This window comes from Streptomyces qinglanensis, assembly GCF_900111245.1.
In the GTDB taxonomy this organism is placed as follows: domain Bacteria; phylum Actinomycetota; class Actinomycetes; order Streptomycetales; family Streptomycetaceae; genus Streptomyces; species Streptomyces qinglanensis.
Genome location: NZ_FOGO01000015.1, coordinates 48,101 through 73,951, shown reverse-complemented (window position 1 = coordinate 73,951; position 25,851 = coordinate 48,101). Strand labels below are relative to the sequence as shown.

Genomic DNA, 25,851 nt, shown 5'->3' with positions numbered 1-25,851 from the left:
CCGGGGTACGCGGCCGGGGCGGCCGGTGATCGGGTCGGCGAGCGCACCGCGCATGTTGAATGCGATGTGGAACGAGGGCAAGTTCTCGTTCTTCTTCCGATAGTCGGAGATCGAGAAACGCAGAGGAATGAAACGCACCTCAGTGTGCAGCTCATAGACCCAGGCAGTACCGCGGCGCCCGTCCGGGGTGGCGGACAGGACTCGGCCGGTGAAGGTCTGAGCGGCGCCATCCGGCTGCGAGGCTAGGTATTTGGAGATGATGCGTGAGGACACATCTCGCGACTCGCGATCGAGTCTGGCGAACGCCTCCTTCGAAGCCTGGTATTGCCCGAGATGAAACAAGGCCAACCCCCGCAAGAAGTCGCGCCGGTACCGGTCGTAGCCAACGGTTTCTGGAATCGTGTCCACGATGGCCAGGCACTCAGTCCAGGTCTCATCGCTGAATTTCACTACCTCGCGTTCGCCGTGCAGGAACCGTCGACCAGCCTTCGACTCCCAAAACAAGTCCAGAAGCAGCCGTGAGCAGCGCCAGTCAGAGCGGACCTCGCTCGGTGCGCGCCGCAAAGTCTCGACGGCCACCTGCGGCCCATCCTCACCTGCCTTGGCCGCGCGCAGTGCGAGGAAGTAGTACGCGGCCGGATCGCTGTTCTCGGTAAGCGCGAGCAGATGCTTGGTCTCCATGACCGGATCATCGAGAAGCCTGGCCAGCTCCACATGCCGGTCGTCATACTTGGCCGCCTGTTTAGGACTGAGCGCACCGGGGTCAAGAGAATCGAGCGAGGACTGGGCGCTGGCCAGTAGGCCAAGCCGGTCGCCCGGTGCCAGCGTGCCGGACTGCACAGCATCTCTGGTTGCCCAGGCGATGACGTCGACCGGGTACACATTCTCTGGATCCACGGCGCGGGCCTGCAGCGCCACCCGGGTCACGTCTCGCATGAGCGCGAGGATCTGGGGGGATGTCGCCTCGTCCCGCGACGCTGACAGCTCGTAGATCTGCGCCCCTTCGGCACTGGCCAATTCCACCAGCAGGTTCAGCCGGGAGTGCGGTGATGGGTCGGAGTCCTCCAGCGTGGCTTCCAGCATTCGCTGCACGTCCCGCAACAGCCGGAGACGCTCCTCGCGTGAGATGGCCTCGCTCCGCTGCGCCCACTTAACGTACTCACGGGTGAGGTTAGCCTCCAGCAATGCCATGCGGGGGTGCGCGTAGCCGTGGGCCAGCCGCAATTCACGGAAAGCCTCGGCAAGCTCGAGATAGTGCGGTGTGAAGCGGCGGTCGTCGGACTGCGGTCCGATTCGATCCAGCAGGTCCGCAATGAACTGGACCTCGCCGCCGCCCCACCGGTTCAACTCCGGTCGCAAGTTGGTGATCAACTGGGCTGTGACTTCGACTTCGGTGGGTAGGTTCAGGTCCTCCCGAGCAAGCAACTCGGCTTCCAAAGGCGTACGAGTGCCGAGGAACTGACCGCCGCTGTCATCCTCGGTCCAGCGGAAGATGTCGAAGTTCTTCACGAGGTCGACCAGGCGGTCCGCACCTTCCCGTCCCAGGACGCGCAGCAAGAGCTCGAGCGGGATACGCAGCCCGCGGCGGCCAGCAACTAGAATCATGGAGGTGATCTGTTCAGCGGCGCTACGCTCCTCGAACGAGAGATTTATCAACTCCGCATTCGGTCGCTCGGCGGGCCGCAGCACACCGATGTCCACGCCTGCGTCCTGCAGCGCTCTCGCGACGGCTGTGAGGCGCGTCTCGCTATGCCTTGCCGCGGTGCGCGAGAGCCTCTCGAGCCCGACCTCCGCCGCCCGTGCCTCGGTGACCAAACCGTGCCGCAAACTCCACTCCGTCTCCGGCAATAGCAGATAGAGGAGTGCGAGGAACGAAGAGTCGAGCTTGTCGACCTGGTTGCTCGGGACCGATACACCGAACGAGGACAACCAAGGAACTAGGCGGCTGCCCTCGGCGGCGCTGAGTACAGGGTCGACTGCGATGATGCTATTCCGCTTACGTGCGGATGCAGGCGGCGCATAGCTGCTGCCGACGATGACCACCCTTTGCCCACGCGATCCCAGTTGGCGTTGGAGCAGGTAGTACTCATCGCTGTCAACCATGCCATCCCACACCAACAGAGTCGGCAGATTGTGGCTCCGATCGGCCCAGGACGCGAAGGACTCGATGTCAGCCAGGGTCGGCCGTTCACCGCGCACCGAACGGTGGAGCACCGCCGCACGGCCAGTTCGCGCCACCTCGAGCGCCAGCGCGGTTAGGGCGATGGTCTTACCTGTCGCCGTCTGCCCAGCAACGATAATCGGCTCATGCAGGCCCAGTTCCTCCAGCGCCGATTGCACCCGCTGTAGCAGTCTCGTTTCGAAGTCTCGCTGCAGGTTGTAGCCGCTGGCCACGGCTTTCCATTGCGGTTGCCCTTCACCCGTGCCGAGAAAATGCCGGAATCGCTCGTATCGGATCGCGGATGAAGAAGATGCAAACGGCTCGAGCAGGTCGGTATCGACGGGCCGGGCCGCACCAATCACTCGATTCCGGGTGTCGACGTCAACCTCGGCAAAGGTGTCACCAACCGGAATGAATCGCCCGCCCTGAGCCCCACGTCCGGCCGCTGACCTCTGCAGCCGTCCCGTCTCCTCCAGCTCAGCCAACAACTTGGCGAACGGCTCACGGTGCGCCACTAGTACGCCGCGCTCCTGCGCGGCGTGGATGTAAGGGTCAGCGAGCAAGTCGTCAGTAGCGGAGAAAATGTGGGCTTGCCCCGCTTGAAGCCGGGTCAGGAAGGTAAAGAGGTCCTCTGGCCGCAGCCAGTCGTCAATTGCGTACCCGTCAATGATTAGAATGCCTCGCGGCGTGATGATCGTGTCGGCTAGGGCCGTCAATACCTCAGCTGCCCGGGCGCGCGCTTCAGTAGTGGCAACGGGACCAACCGGCGGCCGCTCTTCCTCAGGCAGCCCCAAACCGCCGAAGAGGTGTCTTAGGTGCAGCTCCGTCGCCGACCGAGGGTGCCTTCCGACCTGTGCCTGCGCAGTCGGCACCACACGACGCCAATCCCTCTGGAAGACATCGAGCAACCCGGAGTCGATGCGGGAGGTAAACACACCGTTCCACGGATAGTCCGCGGTGTCCGGCACCCAATCGAGCACTGGCCGTGCTGCTGACGACTGGTCATACGTGGTATAGACCGTAGCGTCGTCCGGGCCAAGCAGCATGGGCTGTGGAATCGGGACGCCAGAATCGTTGAGGGTCTGACCCAGGAGAAGGAAGGCAGGCCCCTCCACAAGTCGTTGCACAACGGTTGCGATCACGGACTCCATGGGAAGGAGGTTAGCGCCACGACCCGGCCCGCGACGGCGTTCGGCCGACGGCGCCTTGGTTGGCGTTCGGACTCGTCTGCGGCCTGCGCGATGTGCAGGAGCTCTCCGTAACTGTCCACGCTTTCGGTGGCGTTGCTCGGCGGCGGTCGTCGGTGCCGCGGTGGGCTGGTGATCGCGGGCCTGGTGTCCGATGGCCGCGGGCGTCGTGATCGAGCGGCGGCGAGCAGCTTCGGCTCGGGGGCTCGGCGCAGGGTTGCGGCTCGTGTGCTGGATGCAGGCGATCAGGACACGAGTGGGTTGGCGGGCTGTGCCGAGTTCGCGTTTGGCAGCGGCTTCCCTGAGGAGCTGGTGGGGTTTGTGGCCGCCGGCTTCGGCGTCGGCGAGAACTGTGGCGAGGGCGGGCCAAGCGGGGTCGGTGAGGATGCGGTCGGCATGGTTGGGGATGGCGGCGCGGAGGTCGTGGACGAGGGTCCGGCGGGCCTGCTCGCTCGGTTGACGGGTGGCGAGGCCGTCGAGACCGGGCGTGAGTGCCTGATCGGCTGCCGCCTGAAGGTGCTGGAGGGCCTGACGGGCCGCTTCAGTCTGGTGAGCGTGGCCCTTCGCTTCGTGCCAGTGGGCGGCGAGGACCGTCGCCCAAACGAGGGCGGCAACCAGGCTGGCCAGGGCGCTTGCATCGGGACCGGTGGCGCCACGGGCGATGTCGCGCGCGGCGGTGCGCACGGTGTGGGCGGCCTGGTTCTCGGCGCGGAACTGGGAGCGCTGGGCACGGGCGAAAGCTCGTGACGCGGCTCGGAGTTCGGCCTGGAGGTGAGCGGGGGCTTTCTGGGCAGTCGCTTCGATGAGTTCGCCGAGCGCGGTGATGCGGGCCTGGGCATGAGTGTCGTCGGCCATCTCGGTGTGGAGGGTGTCGAGGGCGTCGGTGGCCTGGTGCCAGGGGGTGGCCGGTTGGTCGCGGCGGGCGGTGGGGTGCTCCTCCAGCACGGTGGTTTCGAGGCGGGCCTTGAGTTTGGGAAGCGTGAGGTCGGGGGCGATCTATCCACCAGGGTGGACGATCTGTTCGCCGTCGTTGTTGAGGTCGCCGGGTCGGCCGACGGCGTAGCCGAGGAGGTCTCCGGACGGTCCGCGGCGGGGTTTGACCGCGATGCCGTCTGCTTCGAGATAGGCGAGGAGTTCCTCGGCGCTGCCGGCGTGGGGAATGGCAGCGCGGATGCGGTCCTGGAGCCAGTCGCGGCTGGTCTGCTCCCAGCCGAGCCGTTCGGACTTGTGCATCTCGGCCTGGGTGGGCCGACGTCCGGCGGTGTGGTCGCCCTTCTTCAGCTGCCGTAGGCCATAGTCCTTCTCGATCTGGCGGCAGGCGTCGCCGACGCGGACGCCGCTGTCGTGGAGCCTGGGGCGTCGGCCGTCTTCGCGGACGGTGGTGGCGAGGATGTGGATGTGGTCGTCGGCGTGGCGTACGGCGGTCCAACGGCAGCCGAGGTCGTCTCCGGCGGGGGCGATGCCGGCGGCTTCGACGATCCGCTGGGCGATCTCGGCCCACTCAGCGTCGGAGAGGCTGCGGTCTTCGGGGGCTGCGCGGACGGGGCAGTGCCAGACATGGTCGGTGACCTTCTTGCCGAACTCGCTGTTCCGAAGCTGGACTGGCTCGTCGAGTTGGCGGGCGAGCTGGGTGAGGGTGGCGTCTTGGTCACGGCCGGGGTCTGGCATGCCGAGCATGGCGAAGCTGGCGACGATGTGCGGGTCGGTGTGCTCGTCGTGGCGGCCGGGGCCGTAGAGGTAGGCGAGTAGGCCACGGGTGTTGGACCCGGCTGGTTTGATGGCGGCGATCACGCGGCCTGGTCCTTCCTGGTGCCGTCGGGTTCACGCAGGGCCTCGGCGATCAGCTCCAGCAGGCGGTCCAGCTCGCCGAGACGGTGACGGATGTCGGGCGGAGTCAGGTCGCTGTTGAGGGCACGGGCGATCTGGTTGACGTTGACGCCGATGCGGTTGAGCTCGCGCAGCACCTGGGCACGGAACATATGGGTGCAGCGGCGGTCCTCGGACAGCGGCAGATTCGCCGTGAACCGGCCGCTGATGAAGGCGAGGACGAAGTCGGCGGCGAAGCCGGACTCCCCTTTGTAGCCGTGCTCGGCGGCGGCCTCCTGGAGCCTGACATGCTCGTCGCTGGTGAACCGCATCGGACCGACACGGAAGGCCCGCTTCGTGCCGCTGAAATGACGGATCGCCAGCTGAACGCTCTGCACGTCTCCCTCAACGGCCGCCGGGGTGGCTGCGGACTCGGGGCGGAGAATCTGCTGCTGGACAGTGTGCAGAGTGTCCGGATCGGGGCTGCCCTCGGCCCCGACCTCCTGGTCCGGCGCCCCCTGGCGTCGGGCCGTCTCCGCCACCCCCGGGGCGGAGACCCCCGAAGACCGGCCTTGAGTCGGACTCGGGGTACTACTGGCTCCGCCAGGGGCCGTCCGTCCGAACGCCCGCCGCAGACGTCCCAGCAGGGTTGGGGAGTGCGACGACACAGGTGTCTCAGCGTCGGTGTCTTCAGGCGGGTGCTCGTCGTGCGTCAAGGAAGCTGCTCCAGGTACGGCCGGCAGGCGGAGCGGAGATGCCTGCCCGGCAGGGTCGTCGTGCTGCCCACAGGGTGTGGAGATTTGCTGGGCTGTTGGCCGTCTGCTCGGGCGACCGGAAGGGTTCCGGTCACCCGAGCAGGCGGCGGTCAGCGCTTCGAGACCTCGATCCCGGCGGCTTCTAGTTCCGGCCGAAGCAGTTCCATCACCTCGGTCTGCCGCTCACTGCCGATCGTCAGGTCCCGGTCCTTCACTGCCGCTCGGAGCAGACCGCGCGTGAGTTTGCCGTGCTGGTGACCGGCGGCCCGGCCGATATCCGCCAGCTCCGCGATGGTCGCCTTCGCCGGACGGCCACCGCTCGGTTTGCCCTCCGGAACCCGTGTCGCAGGTTCCGTCCGCTCACCGCCGGCGGCTCGTGAACCGGCAGGAGCGGCGTCTGGCAGGTGGCTGTGGCTGAAGTCGCCGACCGCTTGCTCCGGCGTCTGTACGGAACCGGTGTTCGGGGAGTCGTCGGACGGTGCGACGAGTTGGAGGATCTGTCGCATGAGGACGCCGAAGGCGACCATCGCGGCGGCCGGAGGGACGGCGGCGACCACGTAGTCGAGGAACGGGGCGGTGCGTGCGTTGCCCGTGCCGCTGACCCCGGCGACGTTCAGCGCTATGGAGCCGACCGATCCGACGGCGGTGACGGCGATCGCCCACGGGTCAGTGACGCGGCGCAGTGCCGCGCGCAGCATGAGCAGTTCGCCCGCGATGATGAACGCGTCCAGGGTGGCGGGCCAGGCCCAGCGGCGAATGGGCGACGCTCCGAGCCCGTGCTGGCCGGCGACGTCAGCCAGGTGCGCGTAGGAGAGCCAGAACGCTCCGGTGGTCAGGGCGACGATGACGATGCCGGCCGCGCCGAGCGCGAACTGCTCGGCGCCAGCCTTCCTTTTCGGTCGCCCTTCGCTGGGGACGTCATCGTGTGGCTGTGGGGCTTGCGTGAGGGGCGGAGTGGTCAAGCGGGAGGCTCCTGGGGGTAGCGGTGTGCGGCGTCTTTGCCGTCTCGGCCGTTGCACGTGCAGGTCAGGGCGGGACGGCAGCGCTCCTGATGTGTCGTCTCGGCGAGTGCTGGCGTCTTGTCCCGAGTCGGGACAGGTGTGCGGCGTCCTTGTCCCGACTCGGGACAAGGACGCGGCGCCTTCGGGGCCTGCCTTGCTTAGGTCGGTGTGTCCCTTGAGGGGACGGCTGCACAGCGCCGTCCGTCCCAGTAAGCAGGGCTCTGAGCTGCGGCGATACGGCATGGACGCCTGGGACGTGGCAAGACGGATTTCGGCAGCGCCTCCGGCGGGCAACACGCCGGGAGACGCTTGCGTTGCCGTCTTGCCCCTGGCTGGCGTCTTGCTCGTGTGCTGCCTGACCTGCGAGATCACGGCAGGGACGGCAAGTACGGCAACCAGGGAGGTGGGGGTCAACCTTCGCCGCGCGCAGGGTCGGCGTCGAAGGGGTGGACGGTAGGGCAGTACCGCCGCCAAGCGTCGAGGAACTTGTTGCGCATGTAGCCCTTGCGCTGCGTCCGGTCGGCCATGCGCACGTTGCCGGGCCGGATGTCGAAGTCGCGCAGCATCCTGCTGAGTTCCCGGGAGGTCAGGCCGTCGCGCCCTCGCTCCCCCCACGGGGCTTCGGGGTCTCGGTTCAGGTGGTGGAGAAGTTCCTCGGTGGACGGGCTGTCCACCTCACGCTGCGCGAAGAACACTCTGCGGATGTCGGCGAGGATGCGCGCACCACTGGGGTGATCCTCTTCCGCTGCCGCTTCGGCGGCGACCATCCGCGCGCAGGCGATCCGCGCCAGCCGGGGCCAGCGGCCGCCTGCCAGATCGGCGACGATCACCAGGGGCTCCCATGTGTCGGCAGCGCGGTCTTCGACCGGCATGTCCGGCTCCAGGTTCGCGACTTCCTCCAGCAGCGGCCTGGCCAGTGCGTGGATGCGGTCTCGCAGCTCGTGCAGGGCCGGGATGTCCCGGCGGGAGCGGAAGGGCTTGACCTTCTCGCCCTCGGCCCGGCGTCGCATGCGGATGACCACCGACCGGTCCATGACCGTGTCCGGCAGGTCCCCGATTCCCGCGATGGCCACCATCGCGAAGGTGGCGAACTTGTGCGGGGTGTGGTCGTTGCCGACGACCCGGGTGACGTACCGCCCGCGCTGATGGCCGGCGTTGAGCAGGCCGCGCGTCCCTTCGTTCTTCTCCGCGACCTTGGGGCCGAAGATGGTGTCGGCCTCGTCCACCAGCAACGTCGGCGGCTCGTCCTCGTGGATCGAGCGGAAGATGGCCGCCGGTGTGGTGTTGATGGTGAGCATGGGCTCGTGGACCCCGTCTCGGTCAGCACATCCAGCAACCACGACTTACCGCAGCGCTTCGCCGGCCCCACCACTGCCAGCCGCGGGGCGTGCTGCCACGCGGGCTGGAGATGTGTCGCTGCCACCCACAGGGTGATCGCGTCCAGTGCCTCAGACGAGGGCGGGATCACGAATTGGGCTATCTGCGAGCGCAGCTCGTCCACCAGCTTCGAGCCGGCCGTCGGCTCCGCGTCGGGGATGGCATCCAAGCCGATCGCCGGGTCCGCATCGTTGGCGCTGTCATTCCCCGTACCGTCGGTCGGGTCCACCGTGGCACTGTCGGCCTGTTCGGAGCTCAGATGGGCGCCAGGCCGGCCGGGGGATGGCTGTGGCGGGCCAGGCCGCTCGTGCGGGGGCGGAATAGGACTCGGGGTTCTCGGGTTGCACTGGGCGCCTCCTCGTCTGGCGGTTTCGGGTTTGCACACCCCTGCCGCCGGGTCGGTTCTCACGGGATTGCTGGGGAGTCTCGGGGCCTCCGGCGTTGCACCGCCGGAGGCTCCCCCTCTTCTCGCGGGTCTCTCGGCACCGCGAGCGACCACGGACAGTACGTCCACGCCGTGCCACAGTCCAGCGTTTCTGTGTCAGCTCAGCGCAGAACCATCTGCTACGCGTCAGGCGCTTCACGCTGCCAGCCCCAGCAGGGCCAACAAGTCCGCAGTCACCACTCGGTAGGCGTTTCCGAGACGGAGCACCTTGCACGGGTACTGGCCGCGCTTGGCGAGCTCGTACCCCTTGCTCCGTCCCAGTCCCAGCGCTCGGTTGCCTGTCTCCAGGTCAACGGCTGCGGGGAGCTCAAGGAGCTCCTCGCGGCTCATCCCCTTCGCTCGGCCGGCCTCTTCGTTCTCGCGCATGCGTGCTCCATCCATGACTGAGCCCACGGCGAACGCGCCCATCGCGTCCGTCTCCAGGTCTTGGAATCAACGCTAAGCGAGATACTGTGTCTACATGACACAGCACCGTGGCGATCCTGGATCCAAGAAGGTCGACGACGAGGACGACGTCCCGGAGTGGGTGGATCAGGTAATGGCCACCGTGGCCGCCGAAGTCCGCAGACGACGGAAGGAACTGGGTTGGAGTGCACAGGACTTGGCCGACAAGTGCGAGGAGATCGGCCACCCGATCCCACGCAACGTCATCGCCAACATGGAGTCCGGGCGCCGCTCCAACCTGCCCTTGGTCGACGTCATCGTCTTGGCCGAAGCCCTGAACACCCCGCCCATCTGCCTCGTCTACCCGGTCGGCTACGTCGACGACGTGCAGCGACTCCCGCTTCAGCACCCCACCACTTCGCTGGACGCGCTGCGCCGCTTCACCGGGGAGGAGACCGACCTCGGCACGGACGACGACATGCTCCGCTACTTCCGCGCCCACCACGCCGCCGAGGAGCGACTACGGAAGGCGCGCCGCGACGAGGACCACGCGCGCTACCACGCCGAGACCGCCCCGAACGCCGACCGTAAGGCCGAGGTCCTCCGCTCTCAGGCCCGTGCCGCCGAGGCGGCCGACGACGCCGCCAGCCACCTGCGCAGAATCCGCGCGTTCATCCGGGAAGAGGGCGTCACTCCCTCGTCCCTGTGGCCAGACGTGGCCACCGCGATCGACTCATCCGGGAGCGATCCCGAGACCACCGAGGAGAATGATCTTTGAAGGGTTCCGCCTACCGCCGCTGCTCCTGCCGAGACCCGAAGGCCGGCAAGGAATTCGGTATCTCCTGCCCCAAGCGCAGCAGCAGGAACCACTGCACTTACTCCGTACGCCAAGAGCTCTCGCCCCGCGAGGATGGCAGCCGCCGCTCCTTCCCTCGCGACGGGTACTGCAGCCTCAAGGCAGCCCAGGCCGACCTTGACCACGTACGCGCCCTCCTCGGGCTCGCCGACTCGGACGACCCCGAGGGCACCGAGCTCATCGCCGAGATGCTGGCCGAGGTCAGTCGCGAGCGCTCGCCCCTGCCCAAGGCAGAGGAGACAAGGCGGCGCCTCAGCTCCGCCCAAGACCTCATCGGCAGCCTGACCGTCGCCGAACGGCTCGACCGGTGGCTGGCCGGCAAGCGATACGCAAGTCCGGCCTCAACCGCTACGAGACCGACATCCGTGTCCGCCTGAAGCCGCGCATCGGCAATCGGCGCCTGGGCCGGCTGCGTGTCAGCCACCTAAGCGAGATGTTCCCGGACATCCGCGACGCCAATGCCCAGATCCCGGAGGACAACGCCCAACGGCGCGCCGCAGTCGACGAACTGGCGACCGTGCCGTGGAAGGGTGTGGAGCACGTGCCCGCCGCAAGGCGATGAAGGCGGCGATCGACGAGATGCCGCCCTTCCACTGCGTCACCGGCCCTGCCACGCGCCAGCACATCAAGGCCACCCTTCGCGCGGCCCTGAACGACGCGATCGGGCAGCAGATCATCCCGTTCAACCCGGCTGCCCATGTTCGCGATCGACCCCCTGCGCAAGCCGAAGGCACTCGTGTCGACCGACGAACGGGTCGCCAAGTGGGAGCAGACGGGCGAGAAGCCCTCGCCCGTGATGGTCGGGACGCCGGAACAGACCGGCGCCTTGCTCAACTTCGTCGCCGAGGACCGGCTGTACGCGATGTGACACCTGATCGCCTTCCGGGCCTGCGTCGTGGTCAGGTTTGCGGGCAGCCGTGGTCGGAGGCGAACCTCGACACCCACTTCCTCACCGTCTCCTCCCAACTCGTCCAGGATGGCTGGGAGGTGGAGGCATCCGATCCCAAGACTGACAGCGGCTCCCACGTGGTCGCCCTGGACGACGACACCGTCGAGGTGCAGAAGCAGCATCGCGGGCGGCAGGACAAGGCCCGCGGGAAGTGGGGCACCGCCTGGGTCGAGACCGGACACGTCTTCACCCAGGAAGACGGCTCCTGGAGCCATCCCGGCAACAAGATGACCGACCTCTTCGAGCGCCTCGTCGCCGCCCGCCTCCGGCCTCCCGCCGATCCGCCTGCACGACCGCGCCACGGCGCGGCCACCCTCATGCTCGCCGCCGACATCGACATCAAGATCGTGTCGGATGCCCTCGGGCACAGCGACACCCGGATCACGCACGACATCTACCAGAGCGTCCTGCCCCACGTAGGGAAGAGCGCCGCCGAGACGACCGCGAAGCTCGTCCCTCTCCAGCGCAAGGCCGAGGCCGAGAAGGCTGCGCGCAAGGCCGCGAAGAAGGAGAGGGCCAAGAAGGCGGCGGCCAAGGCGGCCGACGAGGACAAGAGCGGTAAGCCGAAGAAGGACGGGCTGAAAGCCCAGGCCAAGGCAGCCAAGAAGGCCACCCGCCGCAAGCCCAAGAAGTAGATCCCAGGCAGCTCCGCTCACGCAGACGACATCTCGGCAACTTGGCCGTGTGACCCGTCATGCCCTGAGCAACAGAAAACCCCAGGTCAGAATCCATCTGACCTGGGGTTCCACGTGGAGCCGCCTAAGGGAATCGAACCCTTGACCTACGCATTACGAGTGCGTCGCTCTGGCCGACTGAGCTAAGGCGGCAGTGCGTGCGGCCAGTCTGGGGGCCGCTGCGGCGATAAGTCTACAGGGTTTGCGGGGGTGGTCGGGACGGGGGTGGCGGGGTCAGCCGCAGGTGGTGCCGTCCTCGGGGGGCTTGCCCTGCAGCAGGTAGGCGTTGACGGCCTTGTCGATGCATGCGCTGCCGCGGAGGTAGGCGGTGTGGCCGTCGCCCTTGTAGGTCAGGAGGCGGGCCGAGGAGAGCTGGCCGGCCAGGCCCTGGGCCCAGCGGTAGGGGGTGGCCGGGTCGCGGGTGGTGCCGACGACCACGATCGGGTCGGCGCCCTTCGCGGCGATGCGGTGCGGGGCGCCCGTCGGCTCGACCGGCCACTCGGCGCAGTTCAGCGCCGCCCAGGCGAAACCGCGGCCGAAGACCGGGCTGGCCTTCTCGAAGGAGGGCACGGCCTTGCGGGCCGCGGCGGCGCCGGAGAAGGCCGGGGGCAGGTCGAGGCAGTTCACGGCCGGGTTGGCGTACATGATGTTGCTGTACTCACCGTCCGGGCCGCGCTCGAAGTAGTCGTCGGAGAGCGCCAGCAGCGGCGCGCCGTCGCCCTTGCCCGCCGCCGTCAGGGCCTCGCGCAGCACCGGCCAGGAGCCCTCGTCGTACATGGCGCGGATCACACCCGTGGTGGCCAGGGACTCGGTGAGGGTACGCGCCGGGTCGTCGGTCTTGAGGGGTGCGCGGTCCACGCGGGCGAAGAGCGCGCTGAGCTTCTTGCCCGCCTGCTGGACGCCGTCGGTGCCCAGCGGGCAGTCGGACATCTTCACGCAGTCGCGCGCGAACGCCTTGAACGCCGTGTCGAAGCCCGCCGTCTGCTCGCGGTTGATACGGCGTGCCGAGAGGGAGGGGTCCATCGCGCCGTCCAGCACGAGCCGCCCGGAGCGCTCCGGGAACAGGCCCGCGTAGGTGGCGCCGAGGTAGGTGCCGTAGGAGGCGCCGACGTAGTTGAGCTTGCGGTCGCCGAGCACGCCGCGCAGTACGTCCATGTCCCGGGCCGCCTCGACCGTCGAGACGTGGCCGAGGAGCTTGCCGGTGCGCTTCTCGCACCCCTTGGCGAACTTCTCGTACGCGGCGGTGAGCGCCTCGGTCTCCGCGGTGTCGTCCGGCGTCTGGTCGACCCGGGTGTAGGCGTCCATCTGCTTGTCGGTGAGGCATTCGACGGGCTCGCTGCGGCCGACGCCCCGCGGGTCCATCCCGACCAGCGTGTAGTGCTCGCGCACCTGCTGCGGATAGGCCAGGGCCACCGACTGCTGCACGTACTCGATCGCCGAACCGCCCGGGCCGCCCGGGTTGACCTGCAGCGAACCGCCCTCCGGTGGCTTCTTGCCGCGCTGCTTGGTGCGGGTCACCGCCAGGCCCGCGGTCGCCGCGTCGTCGCCGGGATCGTCGCCCGGCTTGTCGTAGTCCAGCGGCACCCGCAGCGTGGCGCATTCGAACTGGGCCGGGCCGCAGTCGTGCCACGACAACTTCTGCTCGTAGTACGGGCGCAGCTCGTCGGGGATCTTCGCGGGCAGCGGTTCGAGCGGGGAGGCGTCGGCGCCCGCGTGGGTGCCCTTCGCCGAGGGGTCGGTGCCCGGCTCGGACGAGTCGTCGTCCGAGCAGCCGGAGAGCAGCAGCGCCGTGGCCATGAGGACCGCTGCGCTCCCGAGACGGCTACGGGACCGGGCCCCGGAACGGCCGCGGGACTCGCCCCCGTAGCGGATACGGGAGGCGGGTGGCTGGCTCATGGGGCATCCCTCCGGCGGCGGCACGTGCTGGGAGCGTACCCAGCCGGGCACCGGACCGTCGCCCGCGGGTGCGCTGTGGCGCGTCAGTCCGCCGGTCGGCGCCGCCCCCGGCCGTCCCCGGCCCGTCCCCAGCCCGTCCCCTGTACCGCCGTACCGGGTACCGCCGTAGCGGTCGTCCCGCGCCGTTCGCCCGGCCGTCCGGCCGTCCGGCCGTCCGCCGCGGCCCCGGTCGTCTGGTGGGCGGAGAGCCCTGGCGGACGGTGTCAGCCGGCCCGCAGCGCCATCGTCATCGCTTCCACCGCCAGCAGCGGGGCGACATTGCGGTCCAGCATCCGGCGGCACTCCAGGATCGCCTCGATCCGGCGCAGCGTCTGCTCCGGCCGGGACGTCGCGGCGAGTTGACCGATCGTCCCGGCCGCGTCGTCGTGCGCCAGGGCGACGGACGAACCCAACTGGCGGGCCAGCACGTCGCGGTAGAACGTCGTGAGGTCGGAGAGCGCGAGGTCGAGCGAGTCGCGCTGGGTGCGGGTGGCGCGGCGCTTCTGCCTGTCCTCCAGCTCCTTCATCGCCCCCGCCGTGCCGCGCGGCAGCCGCTTGCCCTCCGCCGCGCCGAGGGCCGCCCGCAGTTCCTCGGTCTCCTTGGCGTCCAACTCCTCGGCGACCTGCTTGGCGTCCTCCGTAGCGGCGTCGATCAGCTCCTGCGCAGCGCGCAGCGCACTGCCCACGTCCTCGACCCGGGACGGCAGCTTGAGCACCGCCTGCCGTCTGGTGCGGGCCCGCTCGTCGGTGGCCAGCCGCAGCGCGTGGCCGATGTGCCCCTGGGTGGCCCGCGCCGCGGACGCGGCCGTCTCCGGCGCGATCCCGTCCCGCCGCACCAGCAGGTCCGCCACCGCGTCGACCGGGGGCGTGCGCAGCGCCAGATGCCGGCAGCGGGACCGGATGGTGGGGAGGACGTCCTCGGTGGACGGCGCGCACAGCAGCCACACCGTGCGCGGCGCCGGTTCCTCCACGGCCTTCAGCAGCACATTGCCGGCGCCCTCTGTGAGGCGGTCGGCGTCCTCCAGGACGATCACCTGCCAGCGCCCGCCCGACGGGGACATCTGCGCCCCGCGCACCAGCGCGCGCGTCTCCTTCACGCCGATGGTCAGCAGATCGGTGCGGACGATCTCGACATCCGCGTGGGTGCCGACCATCGTCGTATGGCAGCCCTCGCAGAAGCCGCATCCCGGGCTGCCGCCCAGCGCCCGGTCCGGGCTGACGCACTGGAGAGCCGCCGCGAACGCGCGGGCCGCCTGCTCGCGGCCCGCACCGGGCGGTCCCGTGAAGAGCCATGCGTGGGTCATCGCGGAGCCGGAGAGGTCCGCGGAGCCGTGCGCCGCGGCCTCCGCCGTCACATACGCGTCCGCGTCCCCCGCGGCAGCGGCGAGCTGCTTCGCTGCCCTGTCCTGGCCCACCAGGTCGTCCCACACCGCCATGGGGACCATTGTCGCGGATGCCGGTGACAGTCGGGTCCGCCGGATGCCGAGGCGGGGGCGGGGGCGGGGGTGGGGGCGCCCGCCGAGGGCCGGGGCCGAGGGTGACGTCCGGGATTGCCGCCGGGTGCTGCGCGCACCCGTCCGAAGCCTCGACGGCGCGGCCGGCCCGGCGCCCTCAGCGGCCGACGGACGGGCCGACGGACCGACGGACCGACGGACCGACGGGCCGGGGCCCGCCGGCCTGTCGTCCGCCGTCAGCCGTCCCGCCGTCAGCCGTCAGCGACGGCGGCGGTCCTCGTCGTCCTGCGGGTCGTGCGGGCCCAGCAGCTCGTCGGCCAGCGTGGGGACGTCGTCCATGGGGGTGTCCTCCGCCCAGGAGGGGCGGGGGCGCTCCCCCTCGTCGACCTGCGGCAGCTCCCGGGTTCGGTCCTCGGCATCGTCCGAAGCGGAGCCGGAACCGGAGCCGGATCCCGAGTCGGCACCGGAACCGGAACCGGAACCGGAATCCGCGTCCGCGTACCGCTCCCGCGGGTCCACCTGCGGGAGGACAGCGGTCTCCCCCGCGTCCTGGGACTCGGGGACGCGGGGCAGCACCGTCGTCGCGTCGGTGTCCGCCCCCTCGCCGTTCTGCCCGCCGGACCTGTCGGAGACCTGGGGCAGCACGGTCGTCTCGTCGTCGGACGGGCCGGTGCCGGGACGCGGCAACTGCGTGGTGTCCTCCGCGTCCGGGCCCGCGGCCTCGTCCCGCGAGCCCACCTGCGGGATCTGCGCGGTGTCCGCCTCCGCCCCGTCCGGCGAGCGGTCCTCGGAAGTCCGCGCACCGGAAGCGGAGCCTCCGGAAGCGGAGCCTCCGGAAGCGGAATCGGCACCGGGCGCGTCGGCGGGCTGCGCGGACTGCGCGTCGGCCTCTTCCCGCCGCGCCCGCTCCGCGGCCTCCGCCTCCGCCTCCGCCTCCGCTTCCGCCTCGGCCTTGGCCTTGGCCTTGGCTTCGGCGGCCGCTGCGACCCGCGCCTGCTCGGCCTTCAGCAGGGCTTCCTCGGCCTTGCGCTGCCGCTCCAGGCGACGCTCCTCGGCCTCGGCCCGGAGCCGCTTCTCCTCCTCGGCCCGCTTGCGCAGCCGCTCCTGCTCCTCCTCGTGGGCCCGCTGTTCGGCCTCACGCCGCTCGCGTTCCTCCTCGGCGATCCGGCGGGCCTCCTCGGCCTGCTTCCTGGCCTCCTCCGCCCGGCGGGCCTCCTCGCGCTGGCGCGCCAGTTCCGCTTCGCGGCGCTTGCGCTCCTCCTCCTCGCGGCGGAGTTTCTCCAACTGCTCCTGGCGCTCGCGCTCCTTGCGCTCCTCCTCCGCCTTGCGGCGGGCCTCTTCCTCGGCGCGCCGCCGGGCCTCCTCCTCGGCCCGCTTGCGGGCCTCTTCCTGGGCCCTCTTCTCGGCCTCGGAGAGCGGCAGCACCTGGTCGAGCCGGTGCCGGACGGCGGTGGTGACGTTCTCGGGCTCCTGCCCGGCGTCGACGACCAGGTAGCGGGCCGGGTCGGCGGCCGCGAGGGTGAGGAAACCGGACCGGACCCGCTGGTGGAACTCGACCGGCTCGGACTCCAGCCGGTCCGGCGCCTCCGTGAACCGCTCCCGGGCGGTCTCGGGTGCGACGTCGAGCAGCACGGTCAGGTGCGGCACCAGCCCGTCGGTCGCCCAGCGGTTGATCCGGGCGATCTCCGCGGGGGACAGGTCGCGGCCCGCACCCTGGTAGGCGACGGACGAGTCGACGTAGCGGTCCGAGATGACCACGGCGCCGCGCTCCAGCGCCGGACGGACGACCGTGTCCACGTGCTCGGCGCGGTCGGCGGCGTACAGCAGGGCCTCGGCGCGGTGCGAGAGCCCGGCAGAGGAGACGTCCAGCAGGATCGACCGCAGCCGCTTGCCGACCGGGGTGGAGCCGGGCTCCTTGGTGACGACGACCTCGTGGCCCTTGGCCCGGATCCAGTCGGCGAGCGCGTCCACCTGCGTGGTCTTGCCCGCGCCGTCGCCGCCTTCGAGGACCAGGAAGAATCCGCTTCCGGCCGGGTTCTGCCGGGGGCGGCCGCCGCCGAACGCCGCCAGCAGATCGCGCCGCAGCGGCACGCCCTGCCGGTCGTCGGTGCGGCCCAGCAGGATCGCCCCGACGGGCAGCAGCAGCGCGCCGACCAGCATCAGCGTGAACGAGGCGCCGCCGTGGTCGAAGACGAACGATCCGTTCTCCACCCGGTGCGGGCCGATGAACGCGGCCAGTACGGGTGCCAGGATCGCGCCCACGGCCAGCGACAGCCGGACCACGGCCTGCAGGTGCTCGGTCGTCCGGGCGCGGCGGGAGTCCTCGGTCTCCTGGTCGAGCAGGGTGTGCAGGGTGTTGGCTGCGATGCCGCCGCCGAGCCCGGCGAGCAGCGCCAGCGCGATGACGGTGGCGGTGTCGGGCACCAGCCCGGTCGCCAGCAGCACGATGCCGGTCAGCCCGGTGACGAGCGCGAGCAGCCGGCGCCGCGAGAGGGACGGCACCGTGTGCGGCGCCAGCCGGATCCCGGCGACGGTGCCGCCGGTCAGCATCAGCGCCAGCAGCCCGAAGGCGACAGGCCCGCCGCCCAGGTCGGCGGCCTGCAGCGGAGCGAGGGCGACTGCCGACGCGATGGCTCCGCCCACGGCGCCACCGGCGACGACGAGGAGCGGCACGGCTCCGGTGCGCCCCTTGTCGGAGCCGCCGTCCGCCGTACGGGGCCGCCGCAGGCCCTCCAGCGGCGAACGGGGGCGCGGGGTATGCCCGTCGGGCAGCTCCAGGAAGTACACGACGGCGGCCGCCGCGGCGAACAGGCCGGCCGCCACATACGAGGCGAGCGCGGCCTGGTGCGAGCCGAACCAGTCGACCCCCGTGGCGAGCAGGTTGCTGAACAGGGTGACGACGACGAGCCCCGCTGCCGCGACGGGCAGCGCGACGAAGCCGGAGCGCAGCCACAGGCGGCGCAGCGCCTCGCCGTGGTCCGGCAGCGGCCGCAGCGCTGTGCCCTCGGGCGGCGCGGCCGGCAGCAGCGCGGGGGCCGCGCTGTCCCTGGTCACGGTGGAGACCCGCTCGGCGACGCCCGTCACGAAGACGGTGATGAGCACGACGGCGAACGCGCTGCCGGGCGTCCAGTCGACCCACAGCGGGGCGATGACCAGTGCGGCGGCGCGCAGCACGTCGGCGCCGAACAGCGTCCACCGCCGGTCCAGGACCTTCTTCCCGGCGCCGGACCCGCTGCCGCTGCCGCTGCTGGTTCCACTGCTGGTTCCGCCGTCGCGGGCCGGTCCGCCGCTCTTCCCGGCGTCCGCCCCGGTGCTCGTTCCGTCGTCCGCCTCGGCGGGCGTTCCGGGGTGCGTCCCGGAGTCCGTTCCGGCCCGCGTTCCGGTTCCCGTCCCGCGGCTCGCCTTGACTCCGCTGACCAGCGCGGAGACCGGGCCCAGCAGGACGGCGCCGAACAGCAGCGTGGACAGCAGCCGCAGCCCGAAGACCGTGGCCACGACCAGCGCCATTCCGCGGTATCCGCCACCGAAGACCGGGTCTCCCGCCACGCCGCGCACGGCCGCTGCCTGCATCGCGAGCAGCAGCAGCACCAGGAGGCCCAGCATGTCGCCGATCCCACTGGTGAACTGCGCGGTCCACAGCCGCCGCAGCGGGGGGAAACGCAGCAGCGCGGTCACGGCACCCTCGCGGGATTCCGCTGCGAGGGCGTCGTCCGGGGCAGTTGGGGGCGAAGACTTCATCCCGCCAGCGTATAGGGAGGGAGCCAGCGCCCGGATCCGTACCCGAACATCTGTGTGCTACAGCTCCGCAACCGCTGCGTCGTCCTCCCACCGCGGCACTCTTCGGCCCCTCCGGCCGGCCTGACGTGCCGGCCCGCGTCGCGGACCCCGGACCCCCGGACCCCGGGGGCCGGGGGTCCAGGGTCCGGGACGAGCCGCAGCGCGTCGGCGTGTCGCGCGGGCCGCCTCTCAGGACGGCGCCGAGAACATCACCGAGAACGTCACCGAGAGAAGAGGAGAGCGGCGCCGGGCCGGCTCACTCCTCCGAGGACTTATCGGAGGCGGTCTTCTTCGCGGTGCTCTTGGTGGCCGTCTTCTTCGCGGACTTCGCAGGCGCCTTGGTGGCCGTCTTCGTGGCCGTCTTCGTGGCCTTCTTGGCGGTGGTCTTCTTCGCCGCCGTCTTCTTCGCCGCCGTCTTCTTGGCAGGTGCCTTCTTCGCCGCCGTCTTCTTCGCGGCTGCCTTCTTCGCGGGCGCCTTCTTCTTGGCGGGGCCCTTGGCCCGCTTCTCGGACAGCAGCTCGAAGCCCCGCTCAGCGGTGATCGTCTCGACGTCGTCGTCCCGCCGCAGGGTCGCGTTGGTCTCGCCGTCCGTCACGTACGGCCCGAACCGGCCGTCCTTGACCACCACGGGACGCTCCGTCTCCGGATCGGTCCCCAGCTCCTTGAGCGGCGGCTTCGCCGCGGCCCTGCCGCGCTGCTTGGGCTTGGAGTAGATCTCCAGCGCCTGCTCCAGCGTGATGCCGAAGATCTGCTCCTCGCTCTCCAGCGAGCGGGAGTCGGTGCCCTTCTTCAGATAGGGGCCGTAGCGCCCGTTCTGCGCGGTGATCTCGTTGCCGGACTCGGGGTCGACCCCGACGACCCGCGGCAGCGACAGCAGCTTGAGCGCGTCCTGCAGCGTGATGGTGTCCAGCGACATCGACCGGAACAGCGAGGCCGTCCGCGGCTTGACCGCGTTCTTGCCCGTCTTCGGTGTGCCCTCGGGCAGCACCTCGGTCACATACGGCCCGTAGCGCCCGTCCCGTGCCACGATCGGGCGGTCGGTCTCCGGGTCGGTCCCGAGTTCGAAGTCCCCGCTGGGCTTGGCCAGCAGCTCCTTGGCGTAGTCGACGGTCAGCTCGTCCGGCGGCAGGTCGTCGGGTACGTCGGCCCGCTGGCCCGGCTCGCCCTCCTGCTGACTGGGCCCTTCCACATAGGGGCCGTACCGCCCGACACGGAGCATGATGCCCTCGCCGACGGGGAACGAGGACACGCCCTTGGCGTCGATGGCGCCGAGGTCGGAGACGAGTTCCTTGAGGCCGCCGAGGTGGTCGCCGTCGCCGTTGCCCGCCGTGGCGGCCGCGCCGGTCTCCTCCTCGCCCTCGCCGAAGTAGAAGCGCCGCAGCCACGGCACGGCCTCCGCGTTGCCCGCGGCGATGCGGTCGAGGTCGTCCTCCATCCTGGCGGTGAAGTCGTAGTCCACGAGCCGGCCGAAGTGCTTCTCCAGCAGCCCGACCACGGCGAAGCTCAGGAAGGACGGCACCAGCGCGGTGCCCTTCTTGAAGACGTAGCGCCGGTCCAGGATGGTGCTGATGATCGAGGCGTAGGTGGAGGGGCGGCCGATCTCGCGCTCCTCCAACTCCTTGACCAGCGTGGCCTCGGTGTAGCGGGCCGGGGGCTTGGTCGCGTGCCCGTCGACGGACATCTCCCGGGCGCGCAGCGGGTCGCCCTCGGCGACCTGCGGCAGCCGCCGCTCCCGGTCGTCGAGTTCCGCGTTGGGGTCGTCGGCGCCTTCCACGTACGCCTTGAGGAAGCCGTGGAAGGTGATGACCTTGCCGGTGGCGCTGAACTCGGCGTCCCGGCCGTCCGCCGACCGGCCGCCGACCTTCACCGTCACCGACTGCCCGACGGCGTCCTTCATCTGAGAAGCGACCGTCCGCTTCCAGATCAGCTCGTAGAGCTTGAACTGATCGCCGGTCAGGCCCGTTTCCGCAGGCGTGCGGAACCGGTCGCCGGAGGGGCGGATCGCCTCGTGCGCCTCCTGCGCGTTCTTGACCTTGCCCGCGTAGGTGCGCGGCTTGTCCGGCAGGTAGTCGGCTCCGTAGAGCTGGGTGACCTGGGAACGCGCGGCCGAGACAGCCGTGTCGGAGAGGGTGGTGGAGTCCGTACGCATGTAGGTGATGAAGCCGTTCTCGTACAGCTTCTGCGCCACCTGCATGGTCGACTTCGCGCCGAACCCGAGCTTCCGGCTCGCCTCCTGCTGGAGGGTGGTCGTACGGAAGGGAGCGTAGGGCGAGCGGCGGTAGGGCTTGGACTCGACGGACCGGACGGCGAACTCGGTGTTCTCCAGCGCCGCCGCCAGCGAGCGGGCGCCCCCCTCGTCCAGATGGAGGACGGCGGACTGGTCCTTGAGCCGGCCGTCCGAACCGAAGTCGCGGCCCTGGGCGACACGGCGCCCGTCGACCGTGGTCAGCCGCGCCCCGAAGGTCGCCGGGTCACCCGCGGCGCCCGTGCCGGAACCCGCACCCGAGCCCGCCGGCGCCGAGGCATCCCCCGCCTGCCCCGTCGCGAACGTGCCGGTCAGGTCCCAGTACTCGGCGGACCGGAACGCCATGCGCTCCCGCTCCCGCTCCACGACCAGCCGGGTGGCCACGGACTGGACCCGGCCCGCCGACAGCCGCGGCATGACCTTCTTCCACAGCACGGGCGAGACCTCGTACCCGTACAGCCGGTCCAGGATGCGGCGGGTCTCCTGCGCGTCGACCAGCCGCTGGTTGAGGTCGCGCGGATTGCGGACGGCATTCTGGATGGCGTCCTTGGTGATCTCGTGGAAGACCATCCGCTTGACCGGGACCTTGGGCTTGAGCACCTGCTGCAGATGCCAGGCGATGGCCTCGCCCTCGCGGTCCTCGTCAGTGGCGAGCAGCAGTTCGTCGGACTCGGCCAGCAGCTCCTTGAGCTTTTTGACCTGGTCCTTCTTGTCGCTGTTGACGACGTACAGCGGCTCGAAATCATGATCGACGTTGACGCCGAGGCGGGCCCAGGGCTCGCCCTTGTACTTCGCGGGAACCTCGGCCGCGCCGCCGGGAAGGTCGCGGATGTGCCCGACGCTGGCCTCGACAACGTAGCCAGGGCCGAGATAGCCCTTGATCGTCTTGGCCTTGGCAGGCGACTCGACGATCACAAGTCGGCGCCCACCATTTGCTGTCTCGTGGGTCGGGGACAACTTCTGCTCTTCTCTCCGGTCGGTTTCGAGGAATCACTCTGCAGCGCTATCGCTGCGGAGTGTGACGGTACCTCCCGCCCCCATGTCAAACGGGAAAAGTCGGCAACGCCACTCGAACGGTAACCCGACAACCAGCCGTCCCGCCGCTCGACGGCTCTGGCAACATGTCCGGGGCACATCACCAGGTACCGCTCGACCTCGGAGGTCTTGTGTCCGATCCGAATCAGCCCGGCTACGGCTATCCCCAGCAGCCGGGACAGAACCCTTACAACCAGCCGCCCGGCCAGCCCGGCCAGCCCGGCCAGCCGGCGTACGGCTACCCGCAGCAGCAGCCGATGGGCGCCATGCCCGGCCAGTACACCGGGGACCCGAACGCTCCGTACGGTTACGACCCGTACGGACGTCCGCTCTCCGACAAGTCCAAGATCGTCGCGGGGGTGCTCCAGCTCTTCATCGGCAGCCTGGGCATCGGCCGGTTCTACACCGGCCACGTGGGCATGGGCATAGCCCAGCTGTTCACCTGCGGCGGTTTCGGCATCTGGGCGCTGGTCGACGGCATCATCTTCCTGACCAGCGACAGCCGCACCGACAGCGACGGCCGCATCCTGCGTGGCTGAGGCTGCCGAACGCCCCGGGGGAGGGCGACGCGACACGAGGGGAGGCACTGGCCACATGGCGCTCACCAACGTCCCTGCTGCCGTAGGCCGACTCCGCGCCGCCCTCTCCCACCCGGCCACCCCGCCACTCGCCACGGCGGCGGCCGGCCTGGCAGGCGCCTGCTACCTGTGGGGCACCGACCCGCACACCTCCGGCAACCTGCTGCCCCGCTGCCCCTTCAACTGGGCCACCGGACTGCTCTGTCCCGCCTGCGGCGGCACGCGGATGGCCTACGACCTGATGCACGGCGATGTCGCCGCGGCCCTGCACGACAACGCCGCGCTGCTCACCGTCGGCCTGCCCGTCGCCGTCTACCTCTCCGGCCGCTGGCTCTCCGAGGGGCTGCGCGGCCGACGCTGGGCCCCGCAGATGAGCACCCGCGGCAAGGTGGCCGTTCTGAGCGCGGCCGTCGCCTGGACAGTGGCCCGGAACCTGCTCTGAGGTCCGCGGGCCGTGCCGGCGGTCCGGGACTCGTCTCCCGCGTCTGTCCGGTGCCTCTTCGGCTTCTCCGGCGTCTGTTCAGGGCCTTTTCGGCCGCTCCGGCGCCTGTCCGGTGCTTCTCCGGCGTCTCCGGCGTCTCTCTGGTGCCCAGGACTCGACTCGTTCCACCAGGGCGTCACTCCACCGGGGTCAGGAACCCCTGTTCGACCAGGAGTCTGATCGACTCCGGTGTACGCGCCCGCAACTCGGCCGGATCCTCGCCCAGGAGCTGGCCGATGGCGTCCAGGATGCGGCCCGCGGTCAGCGTCCCGTCGCACACCCCGGCGAAGCCGGCGCCGACCGTGTCCACCGTCGTCGCCCGCCGCATGCCCCGGTTCTGCCGCAGCACCACGTACTCCGGATCCTCCGCGCCCGGCGCCCCGACCTGCTCCTGGACCACCTCGTCCGCGAGGAGGAAGCGGTGCTCCAGCAGTGCCGCGTCACCGGTCCGGCGCAGAAAGTCCTGGCGCTCGAAGTACGTCCGGATCACCTCGCCCAGCGGCTGCTCGACCGGGTGCGGCCACTCCTCGGCACACACCGAGGGGGACTCGGCGTCCGTGCGCCGCAGCGTGACCCAGCCGAACCCGACCGCCTTGGTGCCGCGTGCCGCGAACTCGTCCAGCCAGGCGTCGTAGCGCGCCGCGTACGCGGCCGCGCCGTCCCGGTGGTCCCCGGCGTCGCGCAGCCACAGCTCCGCGTACTGGGTGACGTCCTGCACCTCCCGCTGGACGATCCAGGCATCGCACCCCGGCGGCACCCAGGAGCGGACGCGGTCCCGCCAGTCCGCACCTTCCTGGTGCTCCCAGTTGGCCAGCAGTTGGCAGTAGCCACCCGGGGCCAGATGGCGGGCGGCCTGCTCGACGAGGCGGCGGCACATGTCGTCGCCCGCCATGCCGCCGTCACGGTAGGTCAGCCGGGCGCCCGGGGAGATCACGAACGGCGGGTTGGAGACGATCAGATCGTACGGCTCCTCGCCCGCCACCGGCTCGAACAGCGAGCCCTCGCGCAGCTCCGGCTCGGCGGCACCGGACAGTGCGAGGGTCAGCCGGGTGAAGCGCAGCGCCCGCGGATTGAGGTCGGTGGCGGTGACCTGCCCGGCGAACCGGTCGGCGTGCAGCGCCTGGATCCCGGAGCCGGTGCCGAGATCGAGCGCGCGGCCGACCGGGGTGGGCACCATGATCCCGGCCAGCGTGGTGGAGGCGCCGCCGACGCCGAGCACCACGTCCTCCCCGGGCCGTCCCGCGCCGGACACGCCCTGGCTGCCGGGCTCACGCGCGTCGCCGCCCGACTCACGTGCGTCGCCCGCGTCACGTGCGCCGCCAGACTCGCGCGGGCCACCCACTCCGCCCGCGCCGCCGACGGCGCACCCGCTGTCGCTGACGACCCACCAGTCCTGGCCCTCCGGGCCGCTGTAGGGGCGTACGTCGACGGTGGCGCGTACGGCTTCCTCGGCCTCCTCCGCGGCGGCCGGGTCCGGCACCCGCTCCAGCCAGCGGTCGGCCAGTACCGCGTCGACCGGCAGCACGGCACGCGCGCTCCGGTACGGCACGGCCTGCTGCAGCAGGAAGAGCCGGGTCAGCGTCGCGAGCGGCCCCTCGTCCCGGGTGGCGCGCAGCGCCGGAACGGTCTCGCCGCGGGCGAGGGCCGCGTAGGCGGGGGCGCCGAGGAGGTCCAGGAGGCCGTCGGCAGTGAATCCGGCGGCGATCAATGCCTCCCGCACCCTGTGGGTGCTCTCGGTCGTGGGCTCGGGAAGTGCGTCAGTGCTCACCCGCGCCATTCTCCTTCGCTCCCGGGCCGCTCCGCCGCCGGGGGCGCGGGTCGCCGTGTCCTCAGGAACCGCCCTTGGTCACACCCGTCTTCTTGCAGCTCTCCTGCTTGCCCATCGCCTTGCCGACCTCGCCCTTCTGCAGTTCCTGGAGAGCCTTGTCGCCGCTCTGACCCAGGGACTTGAGCTTGGCGGCCACGGAGTCGAGCCCCTCGTCGAACTTGTCGTCGGTGGGGAGCTTGTCGGTGGCGACCTTGAGGTCGTGGTACTGGTCCGAGATGTGGTCCAGTTCCTTGACGGCGTCCTTCTGCAGCGTCTCGCCGTCTTCCACGGGTGGCGCCCCCGCCTTCTTCACCGCCGAGGCCATGGCCTTGTACGCGTCGGAGACCTTCTGGAACCCGGCGGAGTCGGCCTTCTTGACCTCTTCGGGTGACTTGGTCGCCTGGGACGCGTCGGCGATCGAGGCGTTGGCCTGATCGATCTTGTCGAGCTGGGGCTGGAGGTCGTCGCAGACCTGCTTGGCCCAGTCGTCGGTCTTGCCACTGTCGTCACTGCAACCAGTCAGCGCGAGTACGAGCGCCGCACCGCCGGACAGCGCCGCCGCGAGCTTCTTGTTCACCGGATCGGTCCCTTCCATGGCTGTTCGGCCCGGAACATACACGCCAGAGAGGGAGTGGCGGCGAGCCCGAAGAACCTTATGCCTACTATTGCAGCCATTTGCACCAACGGTTCGGTGCGACATTCCGCACGCTCCCGCCGCCCGCAGTGCCGCGCTCCCGGCGGACGGGACACACATGGGCATACCGGCCGGGATGGGGCACGGGGCGGCGGACGGCCGCGGAGGCGGACAGCCGGGGAGGTGGGCGGCCGCGGAGGCGGACGGCCGCGGAGGCGGACAGCCGCGGAGGCGGACAGCCGCGGAGGCGGACAGCCGCGGAGGCGGACAGCCGCGGAGGCGGACAGCCGCGGAGGCGGACAGCCGCGGA

At 70.6% G+C, this 25,851-nt stretch carries 12 protein-coding genes, 1 tRNA gene and 3 pseudogenes; 4 read left to right on the top strand and 12 right to left on the bottom strand.

The genetic code is table 11. The features are described 5' to 3' along the window. Nucleotides 1-3,435: 3,435 nt before the first annotated feature. From BMX65_RS26045 to BMX65_RS26025, 5 genes and pseudogenes are all read right to left on the bottom strand, one after another. Nucleotides 3,436-5,139: pseudogene (locus tag BMX65_RS26045) on the bottom strand (relaxase/mobilization nuclease domain-containing protein); the annotation flags it as partial. Beyond that, nucleotides 5,136-5,552, bottom strand: a complete 417-nt coding sequence (locus tag BMX65_RS26040) for a MobC family plasmid mobilization relaxosome protein (protein WP_239502161.1) — start codon at nt 5,550-5,552, stop codon at nt 5,136-5,138. The pseudogene BMX65_RS26045 and the gene BMX65_RS26040, both read right to left, overlap by 4 nt. Before the next feature lie 467 nt (nt 5,553-6,019). Then, nucleotides 6,020-6,871, bottom strand: coding sequence for a DUF2637 domain-containing protein (locus tag BMX65_RS26035; RefSeq protein WP_075002799.1), 852 nt, complete (start codon nt 6,869-6,871; stop codon nt 6,020-6,022). Between the two features lie 449 nt (nt 6,872-7,320). Continuing rightward, nucleotides 7,321-8,634 (bottom strand): annotated as a pseudogene (locus BMX65_RS26030) (DUF3631 domain-containing protein). A gap of 233 nt (nt 8,635-8,867) precedes the next feature. Continuing rightward, the gene (locus BMX65_RS26025) at nt 8,868-9,098 is read right to left on the bottom strand and encodes a hypothetical protein (RefSeq protein ID WP_030404206.1); all 231 of its coding nucleotides are present in this window, start codon (nt 9,096-9,098) and stop codon (nt 8,868-8,870) included. Between the two features lie 94 nt (nt 9,099-9,192). On the opposite strand from BMX65_RS26025, the gene BMX65_RS26020 reads away from it, so the two are divergent. Further along, complete coding sequence (locus tag BMX65_RS26020; RefSeq protein WP_075002798.1) at nt 9,193-9,894, top strand: helix-turn-helix domain-containing protein; 702 nt, start codon at nt 9,193-9,195, stop codon at nt 9,892-9,894. Then, nucleotides 9,891-11,556 (top strand): annotated as a pseudogene (locus BMX65_RS34195) (tyrosine-type recombinase/integrase). The gene BMX65_RS26020 and the pseudogene BMX65_RS34195 overlap by 4 nt, the downstream one beginning before the upstream one ends. 115 nt (nt 11,557-11,671) lie before the next feature. Here the strand turns inward: BMX65_RS34195 and BMX65_RS26005 are convergent. The 5 genes from BMX65_RS26005 to topA all read right to left on the bottom strand — a co-directional run bounded on the left by BMX65_RS26005 (nt 11,672) and on the right by topA (nt 21,963). After that, nucleotides 11,672-11,748 (bottom strand) — tRNA-Thr (locus BMX65_RS26005). Between the two features lie 81 nt (nt 11,749-11,829). Then, complete coding sequence (locus BMX65_RS26000; RefSeq protein ID WP_075002795.1) at nt 11,830-13,491, bottom strand: alpha/beta hydrolase; 1,662 nt, start codon at nt 13,489-13,491, stop codon at nt 11,830-11,832. Between the two features lie 263 nt (nt 13,492-13,754). Continuing rightward, nucleotides 13,755-14,966 (bottom strand): DNA polymerase III subunit delta', encoded by a 1,212-nt coding sequence (locus BMX65_RS25995; protein ID WP_075002794.1) that lies wholly within the window; start codon nt 14,964-14,966, stop codon nt 13,755-13,757. 276 nt (nt 14,967-15,242) lie between these two features. Further along, entirely contained in the window at nt 15,243-18,722 is a 3,480-nt protein-coding gene (gene tmk, locus BMX65_RS25990; RefSeq protein WP_420856831.1) for a dTMP kinase, read from the bottom strand. 295 nt (nt 18,723-19,017) lie between these two features. Continuing rightward, a complete protein-coding gene (gene topA / locus BMX65_RS25985) occupies nt 19,018-21,963 on the bottom strand; it encodes a type I DNA topoisomerase (RefSeq protein ID WP_075002792.1) in 2,946 nt (981 codons plus the stop codon). A gap of 209 nt (nt 21,964-22,172) precedes the next feature. Between topA and BMX65_RS25980 the strand changes: the two genes are divergently transcribed. Continuing rightward, nucleotides 22,173-22,580: a TM2 domain-containing protein gene (locus tag BMX65_RS25980; protein ID WP_177214348.1), complete on the top strand. Its 408-nt coding sequence runs from the start codon at nt 22,173-22,175 to the stop codon at nt 22,578-22,580. Between the two features lie 55 nt (nt 22,581-22,635). Further along, entirely contained in the window at nt 22,636-23,061 is a 426-nt protein-coding gene (locus BMX65_RS25975; protein ID WP_075002790.1) for a DUF2752 domain-containing protein, read from the top strand. Between the two features lie 175 nt (nt 23,062-23,236). Here the strand turns inward: BMX65_RS25975 and BMX65_RS25970 are convergent, their stop codons facing one another. Together BMX65_RS25970 and BMX65_RS25965 are read right to left on the bottom strand one after the other, a co-directional pair. After that, nucleotides 23,237-24,877, bottom strand: coding sequence for a DUF7059 domain-containing protein (locus tag BMX65_RS25970; protein WP_075002789.1), 1,641 nt, complete (start codon nt 24,875-24,877; stop codon nt 23,237-23,239). A gap of 52 nt (nt 24,878-24,929) precedes the next feature. Further along, nucleotides 24,930-25,502, bottom strand: a complete 573-nt coding sequence (locus BMX65_RS25965; RefSeq protein WP_075002788.1) for a small secreted protein — start codon at nt 25,500-25,502, stop codon at nt 24,930-24,932. Nucleotides 25,503-25,851 lie beyond the last annotated feature (349 nt).

Coding starts and splice junctions, on each gene's coding strand:
- BMX65_RS25965 (WP_075002788.1), bottom strand. CDS start 25,502: ATGGAAGGGACCGATCCGGTGAACAAGAAGCTCGCGGCGGCGCTGTCC.
- BMX65_RS25975 (WP_075002790.1), top strand. CDS start 22,636: ATGGCGCTCACCAACGTCCCTGCTGCCGTAGGCCGACTCCGCGCCGCC.
- BMX65_RS25970 (WP_075002789.1), bottom strand. CDS start 24,877: ATGGCGCGGGTGAGCACTGACGCACTTCCCGAGCCCACGACCGAGAGC.
- BMX65_RS26025 (WP_030404206.1), bottom strand. CDS start 9,098: ATGCGCGAGAACGAAGAGGCCGGCCGAGCGAAGGGGATGAGCCGCGAG.
- tmk (WP_420856831.1), bottom strand. CDS start 18,722: ATGAAGTCTTCGCCCCCAACTGCCCCGGACGACGCCCTCGCAGCGGAA.
- BMX65_RS25995 (WP_075002794.1), bottom strand. CDS start 14,966: ATGGCGGTGTGGGACGACCTGGTGGGCCAGGACAGGGCAGCGAAGCAG.
- BMX65_RS26000 (WP_075002795.1), bottom strand. CDS start 13,491: ATGAGCCAGCCACCCGCCTCCCGTATCCGCTACGGGGGCGAGTCCCGC.
- BMX65_RS26020 (WP_075002798.1), top strand. CDS start 9,193: ATGACACAGCACCGTGGCGATCCTGGATCCAAGAAGGTCGACGACGAG.